The 20,945-nt window shown below is 65.5% G+C and carries 22 protein-coding genes; 7 read left to right on the top strand and 15 right to left on the bottom strand.

Features of this window, described 5'->3' with window-relative positions; all coding sequences use genetic code 11:
- Nucleotides 1-47: 47 nt before the first annotated feature.
- The 3 genes from ACE3OO_RS13590 to mtgA are packed head-to-tail and all read right to left on the bottom strand — an operon-like array spanning nt 48 to nt 3,013.
- Complete coding sequence (locus ACE3OO_RS13590; protein ID WP_374303758.1) at nt 48-758, bottom strand: response regulator; 711 nt, start codon at nt 756-758, stop codon at nt 48-50.
- Entirely contained in the window at nt 755-2,287 is a 1,533-nt protein-coding gene (locus tag ACE3OO_RS13585; protein WP_374303756.1) for a DUF4118 domain-containing protein, read from the bottom strand. The genes ACE3OO_RS13590 and ACE3OO_RS13585 overlap by 4 nt, the downstream gene beginning before the upstream one ends.
- Before the next feature lie 51 nt (nt 2,288-2,338).
- The gene (mtgA, locus tag ACE3OO_RS13580; protein WP_374303754.1) at nt 2,339-3,013 is read right to left on the bottom strand and encodes a monofunctional biosynthetic peptidoglycan transglycosylase; all 675 of its coding nucleotides are present in this window, start codon (nt 3,011-3,013) and stop codon (nt 2,339-2,341) included.
- Nucleotides 3,014-3,115: 102 nt separating this feature from the next.
- On the opposite strand from mtgA, the gene ACE3OO_RS13575 reads away from it, so the two are divergent.
- The gene (locus ACE3OO_RS13575; protein ID WP_374303752.1) at nt 3,116-6,940 is read left to right on the top strand and encodes a NahK/ErcS family hybrid sensor histidine kinase/response regulator; all 3,825 of its coding nucleotides are present in this window, start codon (nt 3,116-3,118) and stop codon (nt 6,938-6,940) included.
- 20 nt (nt 6,941-6,960) lie between these two features.
- On the opposite strand, the gene ACE3OO_RS13570 is transcribed toward ACE3OO_RS13575, so the two are convergent.
- Entirely contained in the window at nt 6,961-7,677 is a 717-nt protein-coding gene (locus tag ACE3OO_RS13570) for a response regulator (protein WP_374303750.1), read from the bottom strand.
- Between the two features lie 52 nt (nt 7,678-7,729).
- Between ACE3OO_RS13570 and bioB the strand changes: the two genes are divergently transcribed.
- Nucleotides 7,730-8,767: a biotin synthase BioB gene (gene bioB / locus ACE3OO_RS13565; RefSeq protein WP_374303748.1), complete on the top strand. Its 1,038-nt coding sequence runs from the start codon at nt 7,730-7,732 to the stop codon at nt 8,765-8,767.
- Here the strand turns inward: bioB and ACE3OO_RS13560 are convergent.
- Nucleotides 8,747-9,133, bottom strand: a complete 387-nt coding sequence (locus tag ACE3OO_RS13560) for a hypothetical protein (RefSeq protein WP_374303747.1) — start codon at nt 9,131-9,133, stop codon at nt 8,747-8,749. The two genes, bioB and ACE3OO_RS13560, sit on opposite strands and share 21 nt — an antisense overlap.
- Nucleotides 9,134-9,136: 3 nt before the next feature.
- Nucleotides 9,137-10,387 (bottom strand): MFS transporter, encoded by a 1,251-nt coding sequence (locus ACE3OO_RS13555; protein WP_374303745.1) that lies wholly within the window; start codon nt 10,385-10,387, stop codon nt 9,137-9,139.
- Between the two features lie 389 nt (nt 10,388-10,776).
- Here ACE3OO_RS13555 and ACE3OO_RS13550 point away from each other — a divergent pair, with 389 nt between their 5' ends.
- Both ACE3OO_RS13550 and ACE3OO_RS13545 read left to right on the top strand, forming a co-directional pair.
- Nucleotides 10,777-12,258 (top strand): peptidoglycan-binding protein, encoded by a 1,482-nt coding sequence (locus ACE3OO_RS13550; protein WP_374303743.1) that lies wholly within the window; start codon nt 10,777-10,779, stop codon nt 12,256-12,258.
- A 19-nt stretch (nt 12,259-12,277) separates the two neighbouring features.
- Nucleotides 12,278-13,045 carry a hypothetical protein gene (locus ACE3OO_RS13545; RefSeq protein WP_374303741.1) on the top strand — a complete coding sequence of 256 codons (768 nt, stop codon included), beginning with the start codon at nt 12,278-12,280 and terminating at the stop codon, nt 13,043-13,045.
- A gap of 16 nt (nt 13,046-13,061) precedes the next feature.
- On the opposite strand, the gene ACE3OO_RS13540 is transcribed toward ACE3OO_RS13545, so the two are convergent.
- From ACE3OO_RS13540 to ACE3OO_RS13525, 4 genes are all read right to left on the bottom strand, one after another.
- Nucleotides 13,062-13,259 carry a YqaE/Pmp3 family membrane protein gene (locus tag ACE3OO_RS13540; protein WP_374303739.1) on the bottom strand — a complete coding sequence of 66 codons (198 nt, stop codon included), beginning with the start codon at nt 13,257-13,259 and terminating at the stop codon, nt 13,062-13,064.
- Between the two features lie 33 nt (nt 13,260-13,292).
- Nucleotides 13,293-13,976 (bottom strand): lysoplasmalogenase, encoded by a 684-nt coding sequence (locus tag ACE3OO_RS13535; RefSeq protein ID WP_374303737.1) that lies wholly within the window; start codon nt 13,974-13,976, stop codon nt 13,293-13,295.
- 37 nt (nt 13,977-14,013) lie between these two features.
- Nucleotides 14,014-14,982, bottom strand: coding sequence for a malate dehydrogenase (gene mdh / locus ACE3OO_RS13530; RefSeq protein ID WP_374303735.1), 969 nt, complete (start codon nt 14,980-14,982; stop codon nt 14,014-14,016).
- 212 nt (nt 14,983-15,194) lie between these two features.
- Nucleotides 15,195-15,956, bottom strand: coding sequence for a 3-hydroxyacyl-CoA dehydrogenase (locus tag ACE3OO_RS13525; RefSeq protein ID WP_374303732.1), 762 nt, complete (start codon nt 15,954-15,956; stop codon nt 15,195-15,197).
- Between the two features lie 132 nt (nt 15,957-16,088).
- Here ACE3OO_RS13525 and ACE3OO_RS13520 point away from each other — a divergent pair, with 132 nt between their 5' ends.
- Genes ACE3OO_RS13520 through ACE3OO_RS13510 form a run of 3 tightly spaced genes read left to right on the top strand, consistent with a single transcriptional unit; the run spans nt 16,089 to nt 17,483 of the window.
- Nucleotides 16,089-16,484, top strand: coding sequence for a YkvA family protein (locus ACE3OO_RS13520; protein ID WP_374303730.1), 396 nt, complete (start codon nt 16,089-16,091; stop codon nt 16,482-16,484).
- Between the two features lie 17 nt (nt 16,485-16,501).
- Nucleotides 16,502-16,945 (top strand): hypothetical protein, encoded by a 444-nt coding sequence (locus ACE3OO_RS13515; RefSeq protein ID WP_374303728.1) that lies wholly within the window; start codon nt 16,502-16,504, stop codon nt 16,943-16,945.
- 16 nt (nt 16,946-16,961) lie between these two features.
- The gene (locus tag ACE3OO_RS13510; protein ID WP_374304697.1) at nt 16,962-17,483 is read left to right on the top strand and encodes a DUF1569 domain-containing protein; all 522 of its coding nucleotides are present in this window, start codon (nt 16,962-16,964) and stop codon (nt 17,481-17,483) included.
- A gap of 49 nt (nt 17,484-17,532) precedes the next feature.
- Here ACE3OO_RS13510 and ACE3OO_RS13505 read toward each other — a convergent pair whose 3' ends face one another.
- From ACE3OO_RS13505 to ACE3OO_RS13485, 5 genes are all read right to left on the bottom strand, one after another.
- On the bottom strand, nt 17,533-18,111 hold the full coding sequence (locus ACE3OO_RS13505; protein WP_374303726.1) for a YbaY family lipoprotein: 579 nt from the start codon (nt 18,109-18,111) through the stop codon (nt 17,533-17,535).
- 138 nt (nt 18,112-18,249) lie between these two features.
- A complete protein-coding gene (locus ACE3OO_RS13500; RefSeq protein WP_374303724.1) occupies nt 18,250-18,741 on the bottom strand; it encodes a hypothetical protein in 492 nt (163 codons plus the stop codon).
- Nucleotides 18,742-18,749: 8 nt separating this feature from the next.
- A complete protein-coding gene (locus ACE3OO_RS13495; RefSeq protein ID WP_374303722.1) occupies nt 18,750-19,127 on the bottom strand; it encodes a DUF6152 family protein in 378 nt (125 codons plus the stop codon).
- Nucleotides 19,128-19,230: 103 nt separating this feature from the next.
- Nucleotides 19,231-19,881 carry a 3-oxoacid CoA-transferase subunit B gene (locus ACE3OO_RS13490; protein ID WP_374303720.1) on the bottom strand — a complete coding sequence of 217 codons (651 nt, stop codon included), beginning with the start codon at nt 19,879-19,881 and terminating at the stop codon, nt 19,231-19,233.
- Nucleotides 19,882-19,901: 20 nt separating this feature from the next.
- Nucleotides 19,902-20,603, bottom strand: a complete 702-nt coding sequence (locus tag ACE3OO_RS13485; protein ID WP_374303718.1) for a CoA transferase subunit A — start codon at nt 20,601-20,603, stop codon at nt 19,902-19,904.
- Nucleotides 20,604-20,945: the final 342 nt, after the last annotated feature.

The raw sequence follows: 20,945 nt of genomic DNA, 5'->3' as shown, positions 1-20,945 counted from the left end.
GCCCAAACTCTCTGGCCGCCGGATTCCGGCGGCCATTTTTTTCAGCCCTATTCGCCGGCTGCGGCCAGTTGATCGGGCGCCAGCAGGCGGTAACCCACCCCCAGCTCGGTCTGGATATACCGCGGCCGGGCGGGATCTCGTTCGACCCGCTGCCGCAGTTTGCGCATGAAGATGCGCAGATAATGAACATCCTCGGCATGCTCGGCCCCCCACACCTCGCGCAGGAGTTGCTCGTGCGTCACGACCTTGCCGGCATGGCGGGCCAGATACTGCAGCAGGCCGTATTGTTTCGGCGTCAGCTTGACTTCCGCCCCGTTCAGCGTCACGCGCCGTCGGGCCAGGTCGACTGACAATCCCTCCACCGTGAAGACCGGTTCGCTGGCGGCCGGCGCCGCCCGGCGCAGCACGGCCTGAATCCGCGCCAGAAATTCGGCGATGCTGAATGGCTTGGTCAGATAGTCGTCGGCGCCCAGTTCAAACGCCTGGATCTTGTCCATCTCACGGTTGCGCACCGTCAGCACGATCACCGGCGCCCAGCTCCATTCCCGCAGGCGTCGCAGCACATCCAGGCCATCCATGTCACCCAACTGCATGTCCAGCACGATCAGGCTGACATCGCTGCGCGCCAACTGTTCCATCGCCTCTGCGCCGCTGGCAGCCTCGATAACCTCGAACTGATTCATCGTCAGTGCTGTACGCAGGAAACGCCGGATCTGCGCTTCATCGTCCACTATCAGGATTCTGCGCATTTCGCTCATATCGCTTCTCCCTCGTCGGCCACTTGTAGCACGCTGGCCAGCGGCAGCCCGATGCAGAATGTCGCACCCCGGCCCGGCCCGGCACTTTCGGCCCAGATGTCGCAACCGGTGGCCTCGACAAAGGCCTTGCTGACCATCAGCCCGAGACCACTGCCAGCGACCTGACCGTCCGGCGGGCCGGCACGATAGTAGAGGGCGAAAATCCGGCCCAGATCGCTTTTATCGAGGCCGATGCCCTCGTCGCGCACGCTGAGCACAAGCCGCTGGCCATCGACACGGCCGGCTATGGCGATGGGCGTGCCGGGCGGCGAATACTTGCCCGCGTTTTCCAGAATATTGATCAAGGCCTGTTCGATCAGGACCGGATCGGCCTGCACCATGGGCAGATCGAACAATCCCGCTGTCGAAACCGGACGATCGGCCAAAGCCCTGGCGGTCTGGCGCAGGGCGACATCGACGATATCGGCAACGTCGACGGGCTCGGGATGCGGCTGCAATCGACCCGAGCGGATCCGCGTCAGGTCGAGCATTTTACGGATATAGCGCTCCAGCCGTTCCGCCGCCTCCCGGATCGTGGCTTGCAGATCCCGTCGCACCGCCTCGTCGCAGCGCGGACCAAAACTCTCCAGCGTGGTGACCGATCCCAGGATAGACGCCAGCGGCGTGTGCAGGTCGTGCGAGATCGAACTCAGCACGGCCTCACGCAGGTCTTCCGCCTTGGCGGCAATGCGGGCTTCTTCCAGCGTGATCGTTAGCCGGGTCCGCTCCAGCATGGCGGCCACCTGTTCCATCAGCGCCGACACGGTCAGGCTGTCGATCTTCGACATAGGCGCCGAGGCCAGCACGGCCAGACCAATCGGCCGGCCGCCGCTGCGCAGGGGATAGGTCGGCAGGCTGCCCGCTTCGTTTGCCGCCCCATCGTGCCAGGCAAGCTGGGCTTGACGATCGGGATCACCGGCATTGAAATCGCCAGCCTGCGCAACATGGTTCAGGCCGCCGTCTTCATCCACATACAGGGCAACGCCGCAGCCCAGCCCCTTGCCCAGTTCGACAGCCAGAGCCATCGGTATTGCGGCGGGATCCGGCACGGCGCCGATCCGGCGACTGAAATCGAGCAGATACTGCATCATCGCCTCGCGGCGGCGCGAGGCCGCCATGGCGCGCCGGGCAAAATCGGCAACCTGGCTGGTCACCACTGCGACAACCGCAAAGACAATCAGGTCGGCCAGTTCCTGCGGATCCGAGACATGCAGGCTAAGGATCGGTTCATAGAAAAAGAACGAGCAGACCGCCACGGCCGACAGCGCCGATACCAGCGATGGAATCATGCCGCCAAAGATCGCTGCGCCCAGCACAACCGGCACGAAGAATACCGATGCCGAAGTGAAGCGGATGCTGTGACTGAGAACGAACACCACCACGCCGGTCAGCACCACAAGCCCAAGTGCCGCCACGCTCTGCAGAAAGACCCGCACCGGCGGCATTTCCACCGGTTCGCCAAGATGAGGATGGGTATTGCGGAAAACCATGTTTAATTATCGCATATCGCCAGGGCGGCGACAGCCCCGGACATGGGCTGACTATTGCAGACAACCGACCTGGGCCGGCCCGAGCTGCGCCATCCGGGCCATGATCGTTCCCGTGCGGCGTTCGACATAGGCCGTCGGGGTCGCCGCGTTCCAGCGGGTCGGTGCCGGCAAGATGGCCGCCAGACGGGCAGCCTGGCTCTCCGTCAGTCGCCCTGGCACACGGTTGAAATAGGCCTGCGCTGTCGTCGCCGCGCCAAACAGCCCCGCCCCCATCTCGGCAATGTTCAGATACACTTCCATGATCCGCCGTTTCGGCCACAGGGCGTCCAGCGCCAGCGCCAATGGCACCTCGATGGCCTTGCGCGCAAAGCCGCCACCCGGCCAGAGGAACAGGTTGCGGGCCACCTGCATGGTGATCGTGCTGGCGCCGCGCAGCCGGCCGGTTTCCTCGTAATCTTCCAGAGCCTCCTGCACCGCCCCCAGATCGATGCCACGATGCAGGCAGAACCGGCCGTCTTCCGAGGCGATCACGGCCCGGGGCAGGCCGGCCGCGATCTCTTCCAGCCGAACCGGCCGATAGGCGATCCACGCGCCGCGTTCAACGCTGCGAATCACCATCAGCGGCGTGGCGGGCGGATCGATAAACCGGAACAGCAGCAGCCCGCCGCCCCAGAATACCAGCAGCAAGGCAGCACAGATTTTCAGCAATCGGAGAATAATCGCCATGGGCTCAGGAAAACCCGTCCGATCCGGCCTGTCCACCGTTCCAAGCCGGTGGACAGGGGCCGGCGGGGAGGATTTACTGACCCTACGGGGAGAAAACATTTCATGCTGCAAGGCAGCGCCATTCTGCTTCTGTCGATCGGCTATCTCGGACTGCTGTTCGCGATAGCCCATCTCGGCGATCGGCTTGGTTCACGCTGGTATACCGGTCGGATCGGCGCCACCATCTATGCGTTGTCCCTGGCCATCTACTGCACGTCATGGACCTTCTACGGCTCGGTCGGCCGCGCTTCCGTTTCCGGTCCCGATTTCATCCTGATCTACGTCGGCCCGGTGCTGGCCATCACGCTCGGTTATCCGGTGATGGCCAAGATGATCAAGATCGCCAAGCGGCAGAACGTTACCTCCATCGCCGACTTCATCGGCTCGCGTTATGGCAAGAGCCGCGCCGTGGCCGTGCTGGTTACCCTGATCGCGGTGATCGGCGTGCTGCCCTATATCTCGCTGCAGATGCAGGCCGTCAGCGTCACCTTCGAGGTGATGGTGGGATCCGACATGGCACATCTGCTCAATGCCAGCCTGCCCCCGCCCTGGCGCGATACCGCGATGTTCGTGGCCGGCATCATGGGTCTGTTCACCATCCTGTTCGGCGTACGCCACGTGCAGGCGACCGAACAGCATCGCGGCATGATGCTGGCGATTGCCTTCGAATCGCTGGTCAAGCTGGCGGCTTTCCTGGCGGTTGGCATTTTCGTGTTCTACGGCCTGTTCGATTCCGGCAGCGACCTGCTGGCCCGCGTACAGGCCGATCCCCGCCTCACCGCGCAGCTGAGCCAGGGCCTGGGCAGCAACTGGATCGCCATGACGATCCTGTCGGCCTTCGCCTTTCTTTGCCTGCCGCGCCAGTTCCATGTCGCCGTGGTGGAAGGCAGCGATCCCAACAGCCTGAAAGCCGCGCGCTGGCTGTTCCCGCTCTACCTGGTTGCCATCAACCTGTTCGTCGTGCCGATTGCCGCCGCCGGCCTGCTGCTGGCCGACAAGGGCGCCAATCCCGATTTCTTCGTGCTGACCCTGCCGATGATGGCCGATCAGCTTGCGCTGTCGGTCTTTGCTTTCATCGGCGGCCTGTCGGCGGCCACCTCGATGGTGATCGTCGCCTGCATGGCGCTCTCGATCATGGTCTCCAACGAACTGGTCACGCCTTTCCTGCTGCGTTCGCGCGCCGGCGGTTCGGGCGAGGTCGGCCAGATCGTGCTGAACGTGCGACGCGCGGCCGTGATCCTGATCCTGATCGCGGCCTACATCTACCACACGTGGATCGCCGGCTACCTGCCGCTGGCCTCGATCGGCATGATCTCGTTCTGTGCCGTGGCCAATTTCGCACCCCCCCTGCTGATCGGCCTGTACTGGCGCCGCGCGCATCGCCATGGCGTGATCGCGGGTCTGGCCGCGGGCTTTGCGATGTGGATCTACACACTGCTGCTGCCCTCGATCAAAGGCTCCGCCACCGGCCAGCCGATGGTGGCGCCGCTGACCGAATGGCTGCCGGCGCCGTTCAGCCATTTCGACGCGATCCTGCAGGGATTCGTTTCCAGCATCGTGGCCAATGTGGTGCTGCTGATGATCGTGTCGGTGCTGGCGCGACCGCGCAGCCGCGATCTGGAACAGGCGGAAATTTTCGTTTCCGGCGGCGAGGGCCTGCCGGCCGCCACCTTCGCCGAAACCAGCCACGATCCACGTATCGATGAGCTGCATGCACTGGCGGCGCGTTTCATCGGTGAGGAACGCGCCGAACGCGCCTTCGCCGGTCGCCGCATGAGCGCCGCCGAGGCGATGGCCTTCACCGAGCATCTGCTGGGCGGTGCCATCGGCGCGGCATCGGCGCGGATCGTCATGGCGTCGGCGCAAGGCAAGAACCTGCTCAGTCCGCGGGCCGCGCGCGCCATGCTGGGCGAGGCTTCGGAAGCGATCCGCCACAATCTCGACCTGCTGCGCACGACGCTCGACCATATCAGCCAGGGCATCGGCGTGTTCGACAACCGCCAGCGCCTGGCTGCCTGGAACGACCGCTTTTTCGACCTGCTTGGCCTGCCGGCCAATCTGGCCGAGAACGGCGTGCCGCTGGCAACGCTGGTGGGCGATTCCACCGAGCTGGCCGGCATGCTGGCATCCGGTGCCAGCGGTTCGCGCATCCACGAGCAGCGCCAGCCCAGCGGCCGTGTCATCGAAATTCGCGTCGACCCGATGCCCGATGGCGGCTTCGTCGCCACCTGCACCGATATCAGCGATCGCGTGCGCGCAGCCGAGGCGCTGCGCGATTCCGAGCGCGCCATCCGCATCTACACCGATAACGTGCCGGTGCTGATTGCCTATGTCGACCGCGACGAACGTTACCGCTTCACCAACATGCCCTTCCGCCGCGCCCTGCACCTGCCGCAGGACCAGATCGACGGTCGCCGCGTCAGCGAAATGATTCCGTCCGACCGCTATGCACGCCTGAGGCCGCATATCGAAGCCGCCCTGGCCGGTCAGCGCCAGAGTTTCGAAGCTGAATTTCCCACCAACGATGCCAAGATCGAGGTGGCGCACGGCACCTATATCCCGCATATCGACGAACAGGGCAGCGTGCTGGGATTCTTCCTGCTGTATCAGGATATCACCGAGCGCCGCCGCGCCGATGCTGCCCTGCGTGCCGCCTATGAGGGGCTGGAACGTCGCGTGGCCGAACGCACCGCCGAATTGCAGCTTGCCGTGCAGGAACTGGAAGCCTCGCGCGCCCAGGCCGAAGCCGCCAACCTGGGCAAGACCCGCTTCCTGGCCGCCGCCAGCCACGACCTGCTGCAGCCTTTGCATGCCGCGCGGCTTTTCACCGCCGCCCTGGCCGAGCGCGAACCCGACAACCTGCTGGTCTCCAAGATCGACCACGGCCTCGGCGCGGTGGAGGCTTTGCTGGACGCCCTGCTCGATATCTCCAAGCTGGATGCCGGCGCGGTGCCGGTGGAAGTGCGGCCGGTGGCCCTGGGCCCGCTGCTCGACTCGATCGTGTCGGCTTTCGCCCCACTGGCCGCGCGCCGGCATGTGACGCTGAAACTGGTGCCGACCTTGGCCACGATCAGCAGCGACCCCGCCCTGCTGCGCCGCGTGCTGCAGAATTTCGTCGCCAACGCGATCCGCTATGCCAGCAACGAGCGGCAGGACCGCCGGGTGCTGATCGGCGCCCGCCGCCAGGGCAGTACCGTTCGGATCGAAGTCTGCGATAACGGCCCCGGCATCCCGGAAGACAAGCGCCAGGTGATCTTCCAGGAATTCGCCCGCCTGGATCGTACCGGCGATGCGGCCGAACGCGGCCTTGGCCTTGGCCTGGCCATCGTGGAACGCATCGCCAAGATGCTGAACAGCCCGATTGGCCTGCGTTCCCGCGTCGGTCACGGTTCGGCTTTCAGCATCACCGTGCCGCGCGCCGCCGTCGAGCCGGCATTGCCGGCCCAGCCGCTGGCCACGCCGCCGATTGCCGCCGGCTCGCTGTCGGGCAGCTTCGTGTTGTGCATCGACAACGAAATCGCCGTGCGCGAGGCGATGACCACATTGCTGGAAGGCTGGTCCTGCACCGTGGCGGCCGTGGACAATATCGAGGAAGCCCGCCGCGCCGTGGCAGCAGCCGGCCGCAGCCCCGATGTGATCCTGGCCGACCTGCATCTGGATGAAGACTCGCCCGACGGGTTGGAGGCAATCGCGCTGCTGCGCCGCGACTGGGGCCAGCAGTTGCCGGCAATCCTCATCACCGCCGACCGCGGCCAGGAGATGCGCCAGCGCGCCGCCGCCATTCATGTGGACGTGCTGCACAAACCGGTTAAGCCGGCCGCGCTGCGCGCCTTGATCAGCCAGCGCCGCCGGCCAGCCGGTTCGCTCGCTGCCGCCGGGGACGACTGATCCCGATCAGACCGACTGAATCAGATTGAGAAATGCCGGGCGGCGATCACCGCCTGGGTGCGGCTGCGCACGCCAAGCTTCTTGAGGATCGCGGTGACATGGGCTTTCACGGTAGCCTCGCCGACCGAAAGCTCGTGGGCGATCTGCTTGTTCAGCTTGCCCTTGCTGAGCAGGGTCAGCACCCGCAATTGCTGCGGCGTCAATTCGGCGACGCGGCGGGCGAAATCGTCGGGCATGTCGGGCGCGCCACCCTCTTCCATCTCGGGCGGCAGCCAGACCTCGCCGTCCAGCACCGACTGCAGCGCGCTGGCGATGGTCTCCAGCGCGGCGGATTTCGGCACGAAGGCGGCGGCGCCGAATTCGATGGCCCGCCGCATCACGGCCGGTTCACGCGTGGAGGACACGATGGCGACCGGCACCGCCGGATGGCTGGCACGCACGGTGGCGAGGCCGGAAAAGCCGTCCATGCCGGGCATGTCGAGATCGAGGATCAGCAGATCGACGGCCTCGCGCGCCTCCAGCGCGGCGATGGCCTCCTTGAGGTCGGAGCAGCCGATCACCTCGACGCCAGCCATGGCCTGACGCAGCGCCTGGCCCAAAGCCTCGCGCACCAAGGGATGGTCGTCGGCGATGATGATTGTGAGCGCCGGTTCTGTGCCGGCCTTCCCTGTCCCCGTCATGATAGCGAGGGTAAACCACCGCCCCGTCCACAGCAAGGCGAAGGCGATACTGGACATGGGCGAAAGGCCGGGCTAGTGCAGGCGCAGCATCGGTTTCAGGGAGCCCGTCATGACCGCCGCCGGCATTGTGGATATCTCGTCCCTCACCGCACGTTGCGCATCCGCCGAACCACGCCACGACTGGTCGCGCGCGGAAATCGACGCGCTGTTCGCCCTGCCGTTCAACGACCTGATCTTCCTGGCCCAGCAGGTGCACCGCCGCCACTTCGCCGCCAACGAGGTGCAGATGAGCACCCTGCTGAGCATCAAGACCGGCGGCTGCCCCGAGGACTGCGCCTATTGCCCGCAGAGCGCGAGCTTCGAGACCGGCGTGAAGGCCGAGAAACTGATGGGCCTGGAGGAAACCCTGGTCGCCGCGCGCGAGGCCAAGGCGGCCGGCGCCAGCCGCTTCTGCATGGGTGCCGCCTGGCGCAGCCCCAAGGAGCGCGACCTCGACAAGGTCTGCGCCATGATCGCGGAAGTGAAGGCGCTGGGCCTGGAGACCTGCGCCACGCTGGGCATGCTGTCGCCCGAGCAGGCGCGGCGGCTGGGCGAGGCCGGGCTGGATTACTACAACCACAACCTCGATACCTCGCCCGAGCATTACGGCGCGATCATCACCACGCGCACCTACCAGGACCGGCTCGACACCCTGGGCAACGTGCGCGCCGCCGGGCTGAAAGTGTGCTGCGGCGGCATCGTGGGCCTGGGCGAAAAGGCCGAGGACCGCACCGGCCTGCTGCACAGCCTGGCCACCCTGCCCGCCCATCCCGACAGCGTGCCGATCAACATGCTGGTGCAGGTGGAGGGCACGCCGCTCGACGGCCAGGCGCCGCTGGACGGCATCGACTTCGTGCGCACCATCGCGGTGGCGCGCATCGTGATGCCGGCCTCGATGGTGCGGCTGTCGGCCGGGCGCGAGCAGATGAGCGAGGAATTGCAGGCGCTGTGTTTCCTGGCCGGCGCCAACTCGATCTTCCTGGGCGACAAGCTGCTGACCACGAAGAACCCGGGCCAGGACCGCGACGCGACCCTGATGGCCAAACTGGGCATCACCGCGATGCCGCACACCACTGTTGAAGTGGGTTCAGCCGAAGCGGCGGAGTGAGGGCAGCGAAGGCGGCATGCCGGTGCAGCCGGCCAGCGTGAACAGCGTGAAGGGCTGGGCGCGGTAGACGCCGATGGCGCCGGTGTCGCGCAGGCGGCCGGCGAAACCGGGATCGTCGGAGGCCAGCTCGACCGCGTTGGGCAGCCAGGTCTGCCGCACCAGCCGCGCTTCCGTCCGCGTCGCCGCCACTGTCACGGCCGACGCATCCCAGCCGAAGGGATAGACCGCGATCACCCGGCCGCTGGCCTCCGGCGGCAGGGCGGCGCGCTGCACCGTGACGGCAAACAGCAGGCCCCAGACCAGCAGCACCGCCACCGCAAAAGCCAGAGCAATCCCATGGGGCGCGATGCGGTGCATGCCGGCCATGGATTACTCTGCGGCCGCTGGCGCCCGGGCTGGATCGAGGCGTGCCAGCGGGCGTTCGTCGATGGGCCAGTGCACGATGGCGGCGAATACGCCAAGACCCATCGAGATCCACCAGACCAGATCATATGAGCCCGTCATGTCGAACAGGCGGCCACCCAGCCACACGCCGAGGAAACCGCCAACCTGATGGCTGAAGAACACGATGCCGAACAGGGTTGCCATGTAGCGCGGACCGAAAATCTGCGCCACCAGGCCTGAGGTGAGCGGCACGGTGGAGAGCCAGAGCAGACCCATGGCGAAGGCGAAGACCAGCACGCTGGTCTGCGTCATCGGCAGCATGACGAAGACGGCGATCACCACGGCGCGGGCGCCGTAGATGAAACTGAGCAGGTATTTCTTGCTGCGTTTGCCGCCCAGCACGCCGGCCGTATACGAGCCGACCACATTGGCCAGGCCAACCAGCGCCAGTGCCCAGGCGCCGGTGGCGGGATCGAGGCCGCGGTCGACGATATAGGCCGGCAGGTGGGTCTGGATGAAGGAGACGTGGAAGCCGCAGACGAAAAAGCCGAAGATCAGCAGCCAGTAGCTTTTCTGCACGCCGGCCTCGCGCAGGGCCTCGCCCATCGACTGCTGCGGCCCGCTGCCTTCGGGCGCTTTGCCGGCCAGCACCAGCGCCAGCGGCGCGATGGCCAGCGCGAACAGGCTGAGCAGGATCAGGGCGATGGCCGTGCCGAAGGCGGCGATGAAGGCCTGGCCTAGCGGCACCATCAAAAACTGGCCCATCGAGCCCGCCGCCGTGCCGATGCCCAAGGCCCAGGAACGCTTCTCGGGCGGCACCATGCGGGCGATGGCCGAGAGCGCCACGGTGAAGGACGAGCCGGCCAGGCCGATGCCGATCAGCATGCCGAGCGTGACGTTGAGCATCAGCGGCGTGGTGGCATAGGCGGTGAGCGCCACGCCGGCGGCATAGAACAGCGCGCCGCCGACCAGCACGCGGGCGGAGCCGTAGCGGTCGGCCAGGGCGCCGGCGAAGGGCTGGCCGAAGCCCCACAGCACGGTCTGGATGGCGATGCCGAAGGCAAAGACCTCGCGGCCCCAGCCATTGGCCGCGCTGATCGGCTCGAGGAACAGGCCGAAGCCCGAGCGCACACCGAAATTCAGCAGCGCGATGGTGCAGCCGGCCAGAATGACCAGCAGCGGGGTGCGCCAGGAGGTCGGGACCCCGGAGCGGGGGGCCTGGGTCTGGGTCGTCATGGGGAATCGTCTCCTGAACGCTCGTTCGTTTCCAAGCCCTGCACTTAGGCAAGCAGGGCCAAAGCGGCAAGTCTTAAATTGGCACCGTACAAATCCGGGCCTGTTACGGGCGGTGTGGCGTGGACCGGCGCGGGTTGCGCTGCGGCGCCGGGATTTGCCGCCGTGAGTGATGCGTTTTGAATCGTTTTGCGATGGTTTTGCATAGGTAAGTTATTGATTCTCTGTAGAGGCGCCATTTTGTTTCAGTATCTTCAACAATGACGGGAATATGTTTTACCTGATCAACGTGAATACTACTATATGTATACATTTTCCCTTGATTTAAGAACATAGAGTGTATATAATATAGGAATATTATCAAGATATATTCCGCCCTCTCAGGAGCCGCCATGACATTGCTGCCTCGGGAAGACACTCCCTCCTCTTTTCCGCCCTTCACCGGCGATACCGATAACCCCTTCGCCTTTTCCGGTTCCGTCGGCCGCTTTGGCGACAATGACCGCGCCGATGTCATCCGCGCCCAGATCCTGCTGGGCAACGCCGGCTATTACGACCTGCCCATGCCCGGCGTGCCGACCGGCTGGCCCAGTGCCGGCCTGGAGCGTGCCATTTCCGCCTATCAGAAAGACCGGGGAGTGACGCCGGACGGCGTGCTGCTGCCTGTGCCTCCGGGCGGCGTGGATGCGGACGGCAAAGGCGAAACCATCGCCGCGCTGCAAGACGATTTCGGCGACCGGCTGGATGGCTATGGCGTGCCGCGGCCCGAGGATGTCGACCGGTTTTATGCTCTGCCCTATGACGCAGAAGATGTGGCGTCAGCCAGGGACATCGTGCTGACCAGTGACGCACAGCGCGGGAGCGAACCGGCCGGCATGATCCGGCTTGGAAAGCGACTGGCCCGACAACCAGGGCAACAATATGCCCAGGTTGCGTTGCCGCAGTTGATCACGCCTGTCACCACCGATGCGCCCTTGCCGCATGAACGGCCAGATGTGAAGGCGGCCGGCGCATGGCTGGATAAAACGCTCGACGATGCGGCCGGCAGGGTCGGTGGCACGATATCCACCGTCGACCAGCTACTGAAGGCGGTCGGCCCGCTCAACCTGCTGACCCTGCCGGCGCAAGCTGCCGGTCGCATCGCGCACACGCAAGCTTCCGGCACTCCGCCTTCCGAGCCACCGGACGACAAGGACCGTGAGGCCGGCCGCACGCCGCCGCTGGAGCCGGTGAAGGTCGACGCCGATTTGAAAGGCCGGCCGGCTGAGCCGCAGGCGCAAGCCAGCGAAGGCCTGATCCCGCCGGAGGTCAAGGATTCGATCCGCCTTCTGCCATCGCAGCAGCGACCGCTGGCAGAGATCGTGGCCGGCATGATTCTCGACCGGAACATCCATGGCGGGCGGGGAAAACCGGAAACCGTGGAAAGCAACAGGATTGCCGCCAAGGTCTGCGTGGAAACGCTGGGCGAATTTCCCAGGCTGGGAAAGATTCCCCACACGCATGGCGGCACGCATGAAGAGGACGGCGAGTTGCAGGAGCAGGTCATCAAGCGCAATGAGAATAGTTCCGACCTGCGCGGCAGCAGCCGTCCCGATATCAGCTTCGGCGATCAGACAACACGTACCGTCGCCTATCTGAACACCGACACGATCCGCAAAACCGGCAGCGACAGCATCGAGACGGAAAGCCAGACGCCCGATCAGGCGCGCCGTTTCGCGAACCTGCAGAACAACATCAAAAAAGGCGTCGCCGTCTGGGCACGCAAGATGAAACCCGGGGAAACCGAGGAAGCCTATTCCAGCTATGTGCGCCTGCGCTGCCGCCAGATGTGGTCGGCCCTGCAGGACAGGCTGGCAAAAGAAGGCGAGTTGTAGACGCAAATGGGAGTAAAGCATGAAAAAAGGGGAGCCGTTCTTCGATACGCGCGATCTGGTCCACATTGAGATACGGTTTACTTACCATTACCCGGAGACAATACGTGGCCGCGAAGTGGGATTATCCTATGCCGACTGGCAGGCATTCGGCGATGCATGGCAGGAGCTGTATCCGGCCGGACGCTGGCTGATCGACCTGCGTTCCGCGCCCTGGGCATTCCTTGAAAAGAGCCATGTGCTGGTCGACCATCTCTGCGCCGTCATGGTGACAAACGAACCGCCCCTACCGCGCGGCTCTTTCCCGTATCGCATACGCTCCATTCTCGATCCCACCTGGCAGCCCGAATATTTCATAAAAAAGGGGGTTGGCGGATGCGGCGATTCCGCCCTGCTGACATCCAGGCACCTCCCCAGCGTCGCCATCATGCCCGGCTGCGGAGTGCTGGAGGAAGACAAGGATTGGCCGCAACGGCTGCACGGCGGGCAGATCTCCGTCAACTGCGAGAAGGGTAACAAGGCGCATCTGGCCTTCGCCCGCCGCGTCTTTCGCCTGTTGTCGCGCTTTGCCACCAACCGGAACCAGCTCGCGGTCAGCTATCCCAGCTATCAGGCAAGAGTCCGGGAAAAAGGCAGCTATGCCTGGCTCGGCCACGATGCGATCCGCTGGGCACGCGAACATCCCCGGCGCATGCTGTTGTTCCAGCAGTGGCATGGCTTTCGACCCTACGATCCGGACTGGTCGACGGAGCTTGCGCTGAACTCCCCCGCTCCCGACCCCGTCAGCTGAACCGTTATGTGCGAAGCTACAGCGTGCGCCGGCCGGTCGCCTGTTCGATCTGTTTGGCGGTGTTGTACTGGCTGAGCGAATAGACCGCCCATAAAGCCGCCGGGATCCAGCCCAGGAGCGTGATCTGCAGGATCAGGCAGATGATGCCGGCAATCGGCCGCCCGATGGTGAAGAACACCATGAAGGGCAGGAAAATGGCGAGCAGCAGGCGCATGGCGGGGATCTCCTTCCCTGCCAATGTAGGCAGTCAGGCGCGGTCTTTCCAGCCCAGCACGATCATCGCCTGGGCGGCCACATAGGTGATCCAGATCGCCGGGCCGACGAAGGGGATCGGCGCCACGAACTTGTCGAGCGCGATGAGCGAGTCCGACACCATGAAGCTGAGCGCACCGAGCAGCACCAGCGGCCGGCCGGGCAGAGCCGTGGCGGCCAGCGCCATGGCGGCGATGGCGGCGATATAGGCATAGACCGGCGCCAGCAGTTTGCCCAGGCCGGGCGTGAGCAGCACCAGCATCAGGGCAATGCCGGCCACGATGCCCAGCGCCACCCGTTTGCGCGCCGGCGGCAAATGGAACGGGCGCGGGCGGCGCGCCACGAACTGCCACAGATAAACCAGATGGGCGACCAGGAAGCTGGCCAGCCCGGGCACGAACAGGCCGACGCGGTCCACCGCCAGGAACACGTCGCCCGCCGCCGAAAACAGCAGGGCGAGGCTTAAGCGCTTGGCATCGGCATCGCCGCCGCGCGCCGACCACAGGGCCAGCGCCAGCAGCGGGCAGACCGCGCCCTTCACCGCCGTCTTGAGCCAGAGGATGTCGGGCAGCAGCGGACCGGCGAAGAGATACAGCGTGGCAAGGGCCAGCGCGGCGATGAAGGCCGCGCGAAACAGAAACGGCGCGCCAGAGGCTGTCTGGCGCGCCGCGTCGGTCATCGGATGTCTCCGTCCGGCCGGTTACTTGCCGCCGGCCTTACTTGCCGAGGCTCGGATCGATCTGCTTGCAGGCATCGACCAGGCCTTTCACGGCATTGGCCGAATGCTCGAACATCTTCTTCTCTTCGGCGTTCAGCTCGATCTCGACGATCTTCTCCACGCCATTGGCGCCGATCACCACCGGCACGCCGACATACATGCCGCTCTGGCCATACTTGCCGCCATCCAGCCAGGCGGCGCAGGGCAGCACGCGGCGCTTGTCCTTCAGGTAGCTCTCGGCCATCTCGATGGCCGACGAGGCCGGGGCGTAGAAGGCCGAACCGGTCTTGAGCAGGGCGACGATCTCGGCGCCACCGTCGCGGGTGCGCTGCACGATCTTGTCGATCTTCTCCTGGGTCGACCAGCCCATCTTGATCAGGTCGGGCACCGGGATGCCGGCCACGGTGGAATAGCGGATCAGCGGCACCATGGTGTCGCCGTGGCCGCCCAGCACGAAGGCGTTGACGTCGTTGACCGAGACGTTGAATTCCTCGGCCAGGAAGTGGCGGAACCGCGCAGAATCGAGCACGCCGGCCATGCCGATCACCTTGTTATGCGGCAGGCCGCAGACCTCGCGCAGCACCCACACCATGGCGTCCAGCGGGTTGGTGATGCAGATGACGAAGGCGTTGGGCGCATGGGCCTTGATGCCGGCGCCGACCGCCTGCATGACCTTGATGTTGATGCCGAGCAGGTCGTCGCGGCTCATGCCCGGCTTACGCGCCACGCCGGCGGTGACGATGATGACATCCGAACCGGCGATGTCCTTGTAGTCCTGGGTGCCGCGCAGCTTGGCGTCGAAGCCTTCCACCGCGCCGGCCTGGGCCATGTCGAGCGCCTTGCCCTGCGGCAGGCCCTCGACCACGTCGAAGATGGTGATATCGCCGAGTTCCTTCATGCCGGCCAGCAGGGCCAGCGTGCCGCCGATATTGCCGCCGCCGATGAGGGCGATTTTCTTGCGCGCCATAGGGAAATCCTCCGGAAATGTCCGTGTCTTGGGGTGGGAAAAGGGCGGCCCAAGGGGTAGCGGGAATCGCGCAGGCCGGCAAGGCTCCCGGCCCCCTCCGAAGGGTAAAGAAAAGGCCGCCGGTTGACCGGCGGCCCTGTTTTACGACCCGATTACGGGGCGGTTATCAGCGGGGCGCCATGCCCCAGCGCGTCAGCGCGTGATCCCCGCGCTTAGCGCGGGGCCATCCGGAGGGCGCCGTCGAGGCGGATGGTCTCGCCGTTCAGCATCACGTTCTCGCAGATGTGGCGGGCGAGCGCGGCATATTCCTCCGGGCGGCCCAGGCGGGACGGATACGGCACCGACTTGCCCAGGCTCTCCTGCGCCTCGGGCGGCAGGGCGAACATCATCGGCGTGCCGAACAGGCCCGGCGCGATGGTGCAGACGCGGATGCCGTGCTGGGCGAATTCACGGGCCAGCGGCAGGGTCATGCCATGCACGCCGGCCTTGGAGGCGCCATAGGCCGGCTGGCCGATCTGGCCGTCGAAGGCCGCCACCGAGGCGGTGTTGATGATGCAGCCGCGTTCCTTGTCGGCCATTTCCGGCTGCTGCTGCATGTGATGGGCCACCAGGCGGATCATGTTGAAGGTGCCGACCAGGTTGATCTGCACCACCTTGATGAACTTCTCCAGCGCGACCGGTCCGTCCTTGCCCACCGCCTTCATCGGCGTGCCGACGCCGGCGCAGTTGACCAGCACGCGCACCGGGCCGACCTTGGCGATGGCGTCCTTCACGGCGGCCTCGCCGCCCGGGCCATCGGCCACGTCGCATTTCACGAACACGCCGCCGATCTCCTTGGCGGTCTGCTCGCCGATTTCGGCATTCATGTCGAAGATGGCAACCTTCGCGCCGGCCTTGGCCAGCTCGCGCGCGGTGGCCGCGCCCAGACCGGATGCGCCGCCCGTGACAATCGCGCCTACGCCCTGCAACTGCATGGAACCTTCCTCCTGATCGTTTGTATCCATAACGAAGTCGCCGGGTTCTAGCAGATCGGCCGCCCCCTGACGAGACTTAGGGGCCTGGCCCCTGCCCTTGCGGCAGGGCCGCCGCCCTCCCATATCTGGGGCGTGCTGACCGATCCCATCATCGACCCCAATCCGCCCGCCTACCAGCTGCCGGCCGATCCGGCGCGGCTGCGCGTGGAACAGCCGCGCCTGGCCAAACGCTTCTGGCGCAAGCTGAAACGCGTGCTGGGCCACCTGCCCTTCGCCGAGACCTTCCTGGCCGCCTATTACGCCGCCATCGACCCGAAAACGCCGCTCGGCGCCAAGGCGATCCTGCTGGGCAGCCTCGGTTATTTCATCGTGCCGCTGGACGTGATTCCCGATGTCTTCGGCGCCATGGGCTATGGCGACGACCTGGCCGTGGTGCTGGCGGCGATCCGCGCGGTGGAAACCAGCATCACCGAGCGCCATCGCGACAAGGCGCGGGAGCGGCTGGAGAGCCTGCGCAAACAGGCGTGAGCGGTGTAGGCTGCGGCATGATCCGGCTGCTTGCACCGCTTCTGCTGATCGCCCCGCTTCTGCCAATCGTTTCTGTCGCGCAGGCGCAGACAAGCGATCCCGCCCCACCGCTGTTCTTCGCGGCCGGCACAATGCTGGCCGGCGGCCACGAGCTGGCCGGGGACGTGACGCTGCCACCCGTGGCCGGCCCGGTGACGCTGCCCGTGCGCGACGGCGCGCCGCTGCGCTGGCAGGTGGCGGTGGACAATGGCGAGACGCAGTTGCTGGCCGAGAATGGCCGCTGGGTGGCAAAGGCGGAAATCCATCGCAGCGAAAAGCGCGGCCGCATGGTCTGCCTGATCTACCAGACGACGATCTCGCCGGAATGGGCGGTGCGCGGCATGGAAAGACCGGCCGGACGCGCCGATTTCCAGCCGGCCGACGACCGGGTATATGCTTTTCGCGAAACCGCCTGTCCGTGAGATGCCCCGCGTGCCCATGATCACCCGCCGCCAGATTCTATCCGTTGCCTGCGCCGCCCCGCTGCTGACGCTGTCCGCCTGCGATGGCCGGGATACGCGCTTCGCCTCGCTGGCGGAGGCACAGGCCGCCCTGGACCGGCTGCAGGCTGGCGGCGCGCGCCAGGCCGGTCCGATCACCGTCTACCAGATGCTGGTGCATTGCACGCAGAGCCTGGCTTATGGCCTGAGCGGTTTTCCGGAACTGAAACCCGGCTGGTTCCGCGCAACCCTTGGTCCGATGGCGGCCCAGGTGTTCCTGTGGCAGGGCCGCATGTATCACGACCTGGCCGACCCGATCCCCGGCGCGCCGGCCATCCCGTCCGATGGCGACATGGCAGCCGCCTTCGCCGGCATCCGCGGCGCCATCGCGGCGTTCGAGACGGCGGTTCGTACCGGCACGACACTGGCCCCGCATTTCGCCTACGGCGATGTGATACCGGCCGATTACGCGCGGTTGCAGGCTTACCACATCGCCCAACACATCGCGGCGGCAACGTAAAAGCGGCCTGTCCCTTCCGGGACAGGCCGCTGCGTCATCGCAACAAACTTCAACGCGCCGGATTGAGGATCACGCTGCCCGGCGGCGCGGTGGCCGGTGCGGGCTGCACAACATAGGTGCTGCCCGGGACACTGCCTTGCGGGGCCGGCTGCACGATCACCGTGCCGCTGCTGCCGGGCACCACCGTCGTCGTCGCGCCGGCCGGAGCCGGCACCACCATGGCGGCCACCTGCTCCAGCTCGATATTGATGTTGCTGCTGGGCGCCGTCTTGGTCAGCACCTGGTAGACCTTGGCATTGCGGAACAGCACGCGGCCGCCCTGCTCGACCCAGGCATTCACCACGTAGGTCGCGTTCGGATTGATCTCGCTGTAGTTATACGGCAGCGAGAACTGCGTGGTGCCGGCACTGTTGGGCATGATGCGCTGCTCGGCGATCACCTGCGGATAGGATGCACCCTTGCTGACATCCTCCAGACGCACCACGACCTGGGAATCCGCCGGCAGGATCAGCCTTTCACGATAGGATACCGTGCCCGAGACGGCATAACTGCGGGACGCGCAGGCCGCGACCGCGGAAACCGCGATGGCGGCGGCGGCAATGCCGATGAATGAACGACGCGCGAGCATGTTTCTTCTCCTTGCAAGCCAGGGGCTGCCGGACGCAGCAGCAGCCCGCGCGCCATCGCAGGATGCCGCGCTGTGATACTCCGCTGTCTGCAATCCGGTCGGAGATAGAAACGCGCGGAATGCCGCGCAGTTCCGGCCCTAGAGATAAGCGATCAGGCGGCCGCCGATAATCGCGCCGCTCCAGGCCAGCAGCGAGACCACCGCGCCCAGCTTGGCGGCCATGGTCACCTCGCCCCGCTGCAGCAGGCTGCGCCAGGGCCCGAGATGGAAGGCGGCCGCGTTCAACAGGCCGATGGCGATGCAGGTCAGCTTGAACCGGAAGGCGGTGTTGGCGGCGATGCTGGTGGCCTCGGTGGCGAACAGCAGCAGGCCCATCGGCGCGGCGAGGCAGAAACCCAGCATGGCGAGCGGCACGGCGTGGCGCGCGAAAGGCGCGACGGGCAGCCGCGCGGCCAGCCCCAGCATGCGCAGGTCGAAGCCGACGATGCTGCCGACCAGCAGCACGAAGCCGAAGATATGCAGGATCTCGACGGCGGGATAGAGCAGCAGCGATTGCCGCATCGCCACGCCCAGACCCGACTGTTCCAGCGCGACCAGCCAGGGATGCGCGTCAGGTCCAGTGTGTTCCATACGAGGAATTACCGCAGTTCGACGGTGACGCCGTTATGGGTGATGCGCTCGGCCCGCATCTCGTTTGCATGCACCTTGCTGGCATAGCCCACCGCGATCACCCGGTCGCCAACCTTGATCTCATTGATGGCCTTGCCGCGATTTGCCATGCGCGCGGGCGGCGAGAGAATGACCTGCCAGACCTTGCCATCGGCCTTCAGCATCAGTTCGCCATGGGGGTTGTCGGGGTCGACCTTTTCGACCACGCCATCCAGCGTCAGCGTTTTCGTGGCATCGTAGGATCCCCAGCCATGATGGGCCCAGGCCGGATTGAATGGAGCGGCGCCGGACAGGGCGAGACCCGTGATGGCGATTCCGGCGGCGATCAGATGGCGGCGATGCAGCATGCGACATCCTCCCTCACAGCAGCATGCCGACGATCTAGGTCGGCGCCGGGCATAAAAAAGGCCCCGGCAGTCGCCCGCCGGGGCCCTCTTTTGGCAAAATGCCTTACTTGGCGGAATCGGCCACGGTGTAGACCGCTTCCGTGGTGCGTTCGATATCGGCCAGCGACACGCCCGGGGCGCGCTCGAGCAGAACCATGCCGCCCTTCTTCTTGTCGATCGAAAACACGGCCATGTCGGTGATCACCATATCGACCACGCCCGCGCCGGTGAGCGGCAGGGTGCAGCGCTTGAGCAGCTTCTTCTCGCCGTCCTTAGAGGTGTGCTCCATGACGACGACGACGCGCTTCACGCCGGCGACGAGATCCATGGCGCCGCCCATGCCCTTGACCATCTTGCCCGGGATCATCCAGTTGGCCAGATCGCCATTCTCGGCCACCTGCATGGCACCGAGGATGGACAGATCGATATGGCCGCCGCGGATCATCGCGAACGACTGGTCGGAACCGAAGAAGCTGGAATGCGGCAGCTGGGTGATGGTCTGCTTGCCGGCATTGATCAGATCGGGATCGACCTCGTCCTCATAAGGGAACGGGCCCATGCCGAGCATGCCGTTTTCCGACTGCAGCACGACATCGACGCCCTCGGGGATGAAGTTAGACACCAGGGTGGGGATACCGATGCCGAGATTGACGTAGAAGCCGTCCTTCAGCTCCTTCGCTGCGCGGGCGGCCATTTCATCGCGGGTCCAAGCCATGACTGTTTTCTCCTTCTGGCTCAGCCGCGCTTACGCACGGTGCGGTTTTCGATGACTTTGTTATACGGCGCGCCGCAGATGATCCGCTGCACGTAGATGCCCGGCGTATGGATATGGTCGGGATCGAGCTGGCCGGGTTCGACCAGTTCCTCGACTTCCGCCACGGTGATCTTGCCGGCGGTGGCCATCGCGGGGTTAAAGTTGCGCGCCGTCTTGCGGTAGACGAGGTTGCCGGCGGTGTCGCCCTTCCACGCCTTGACCAGCGAAAGGTCGGCGACCAGGCCGGTTTCCATGATGTAACGCTCGCCGTTGAAGATGCGCTCTTCCTTGCCCTCGGCGATCAGGGTGCCCACGCCGGTCTTGGTGAAGAAGGCGGGAATGCCGGCGCCGCCGGCGCGGATGCGCTCGGCCATGGTGCCCTGCGGGTTGAATTCGAGTTCCAGTTCGCCGGCCAGATACTGCTGGGCGAAGATCTTGTTCTCGCCGACATAGGACGAGATCATCTTCTTCACCTGGCGGGTGGCGAGCAGCTTGCCCAGGCCGGCGCCATCGACACCAGCATTGTTGGACACGCAGGTCAGGCCCTTCACGCCGCTGTCCATCAGCGCGTCGATCAGCCGTTCCGGCAGGCCGCAGAGGCCGAAGCCGCCGCACATCACCATCATATTGTCGCGGACGATGCCTTCCAGCGCCGCCTTGGCATTCGGATAAACCTTGTTCATGCCCCTCTTCCTAGACCTTGGGTCAGGGCTCCAAGTCCCTGAAACGCGGGGACATTAACCGCGTGTCCGCCCCCCGGCAACGGCCGACTTGACGTCGGGGCGCCTCACTGGCAATTTGTTGGGGATATGAACAAAACCCGCCGGCTACACACCCTCCTTCTTAGCTGCCCGATCCTGTAAGCAGGGTCGGGACGTCGCTAAGCGTGTGTGTTGTCGAACCAGCCGGTCGGTTGTCATGTCCATCCAGTTCACCTCGAAAATCATTGGTTTCCAGCGCCGCAATGCGTTTTCGGCCGCGCTCCTGAGCCTTCGACTGCGACTTACCAGCGGCCGCTGAACAGC

Source organism: Ferrovibrio sp., assembly GCF_041906005.1.
Taxonomy (GTDB): domain Bacteria; phylum Pseudomonadota; class Alphaproteobacteria; order Ferrovibrionales; family Ferrovibrionaceae; genus Ferrovibrio.
The sequence above is the reverse complement of the archived record's forward strand: the minus strand, read 5'-3'. Positions and strand labels throughout refer to the sequence as shown.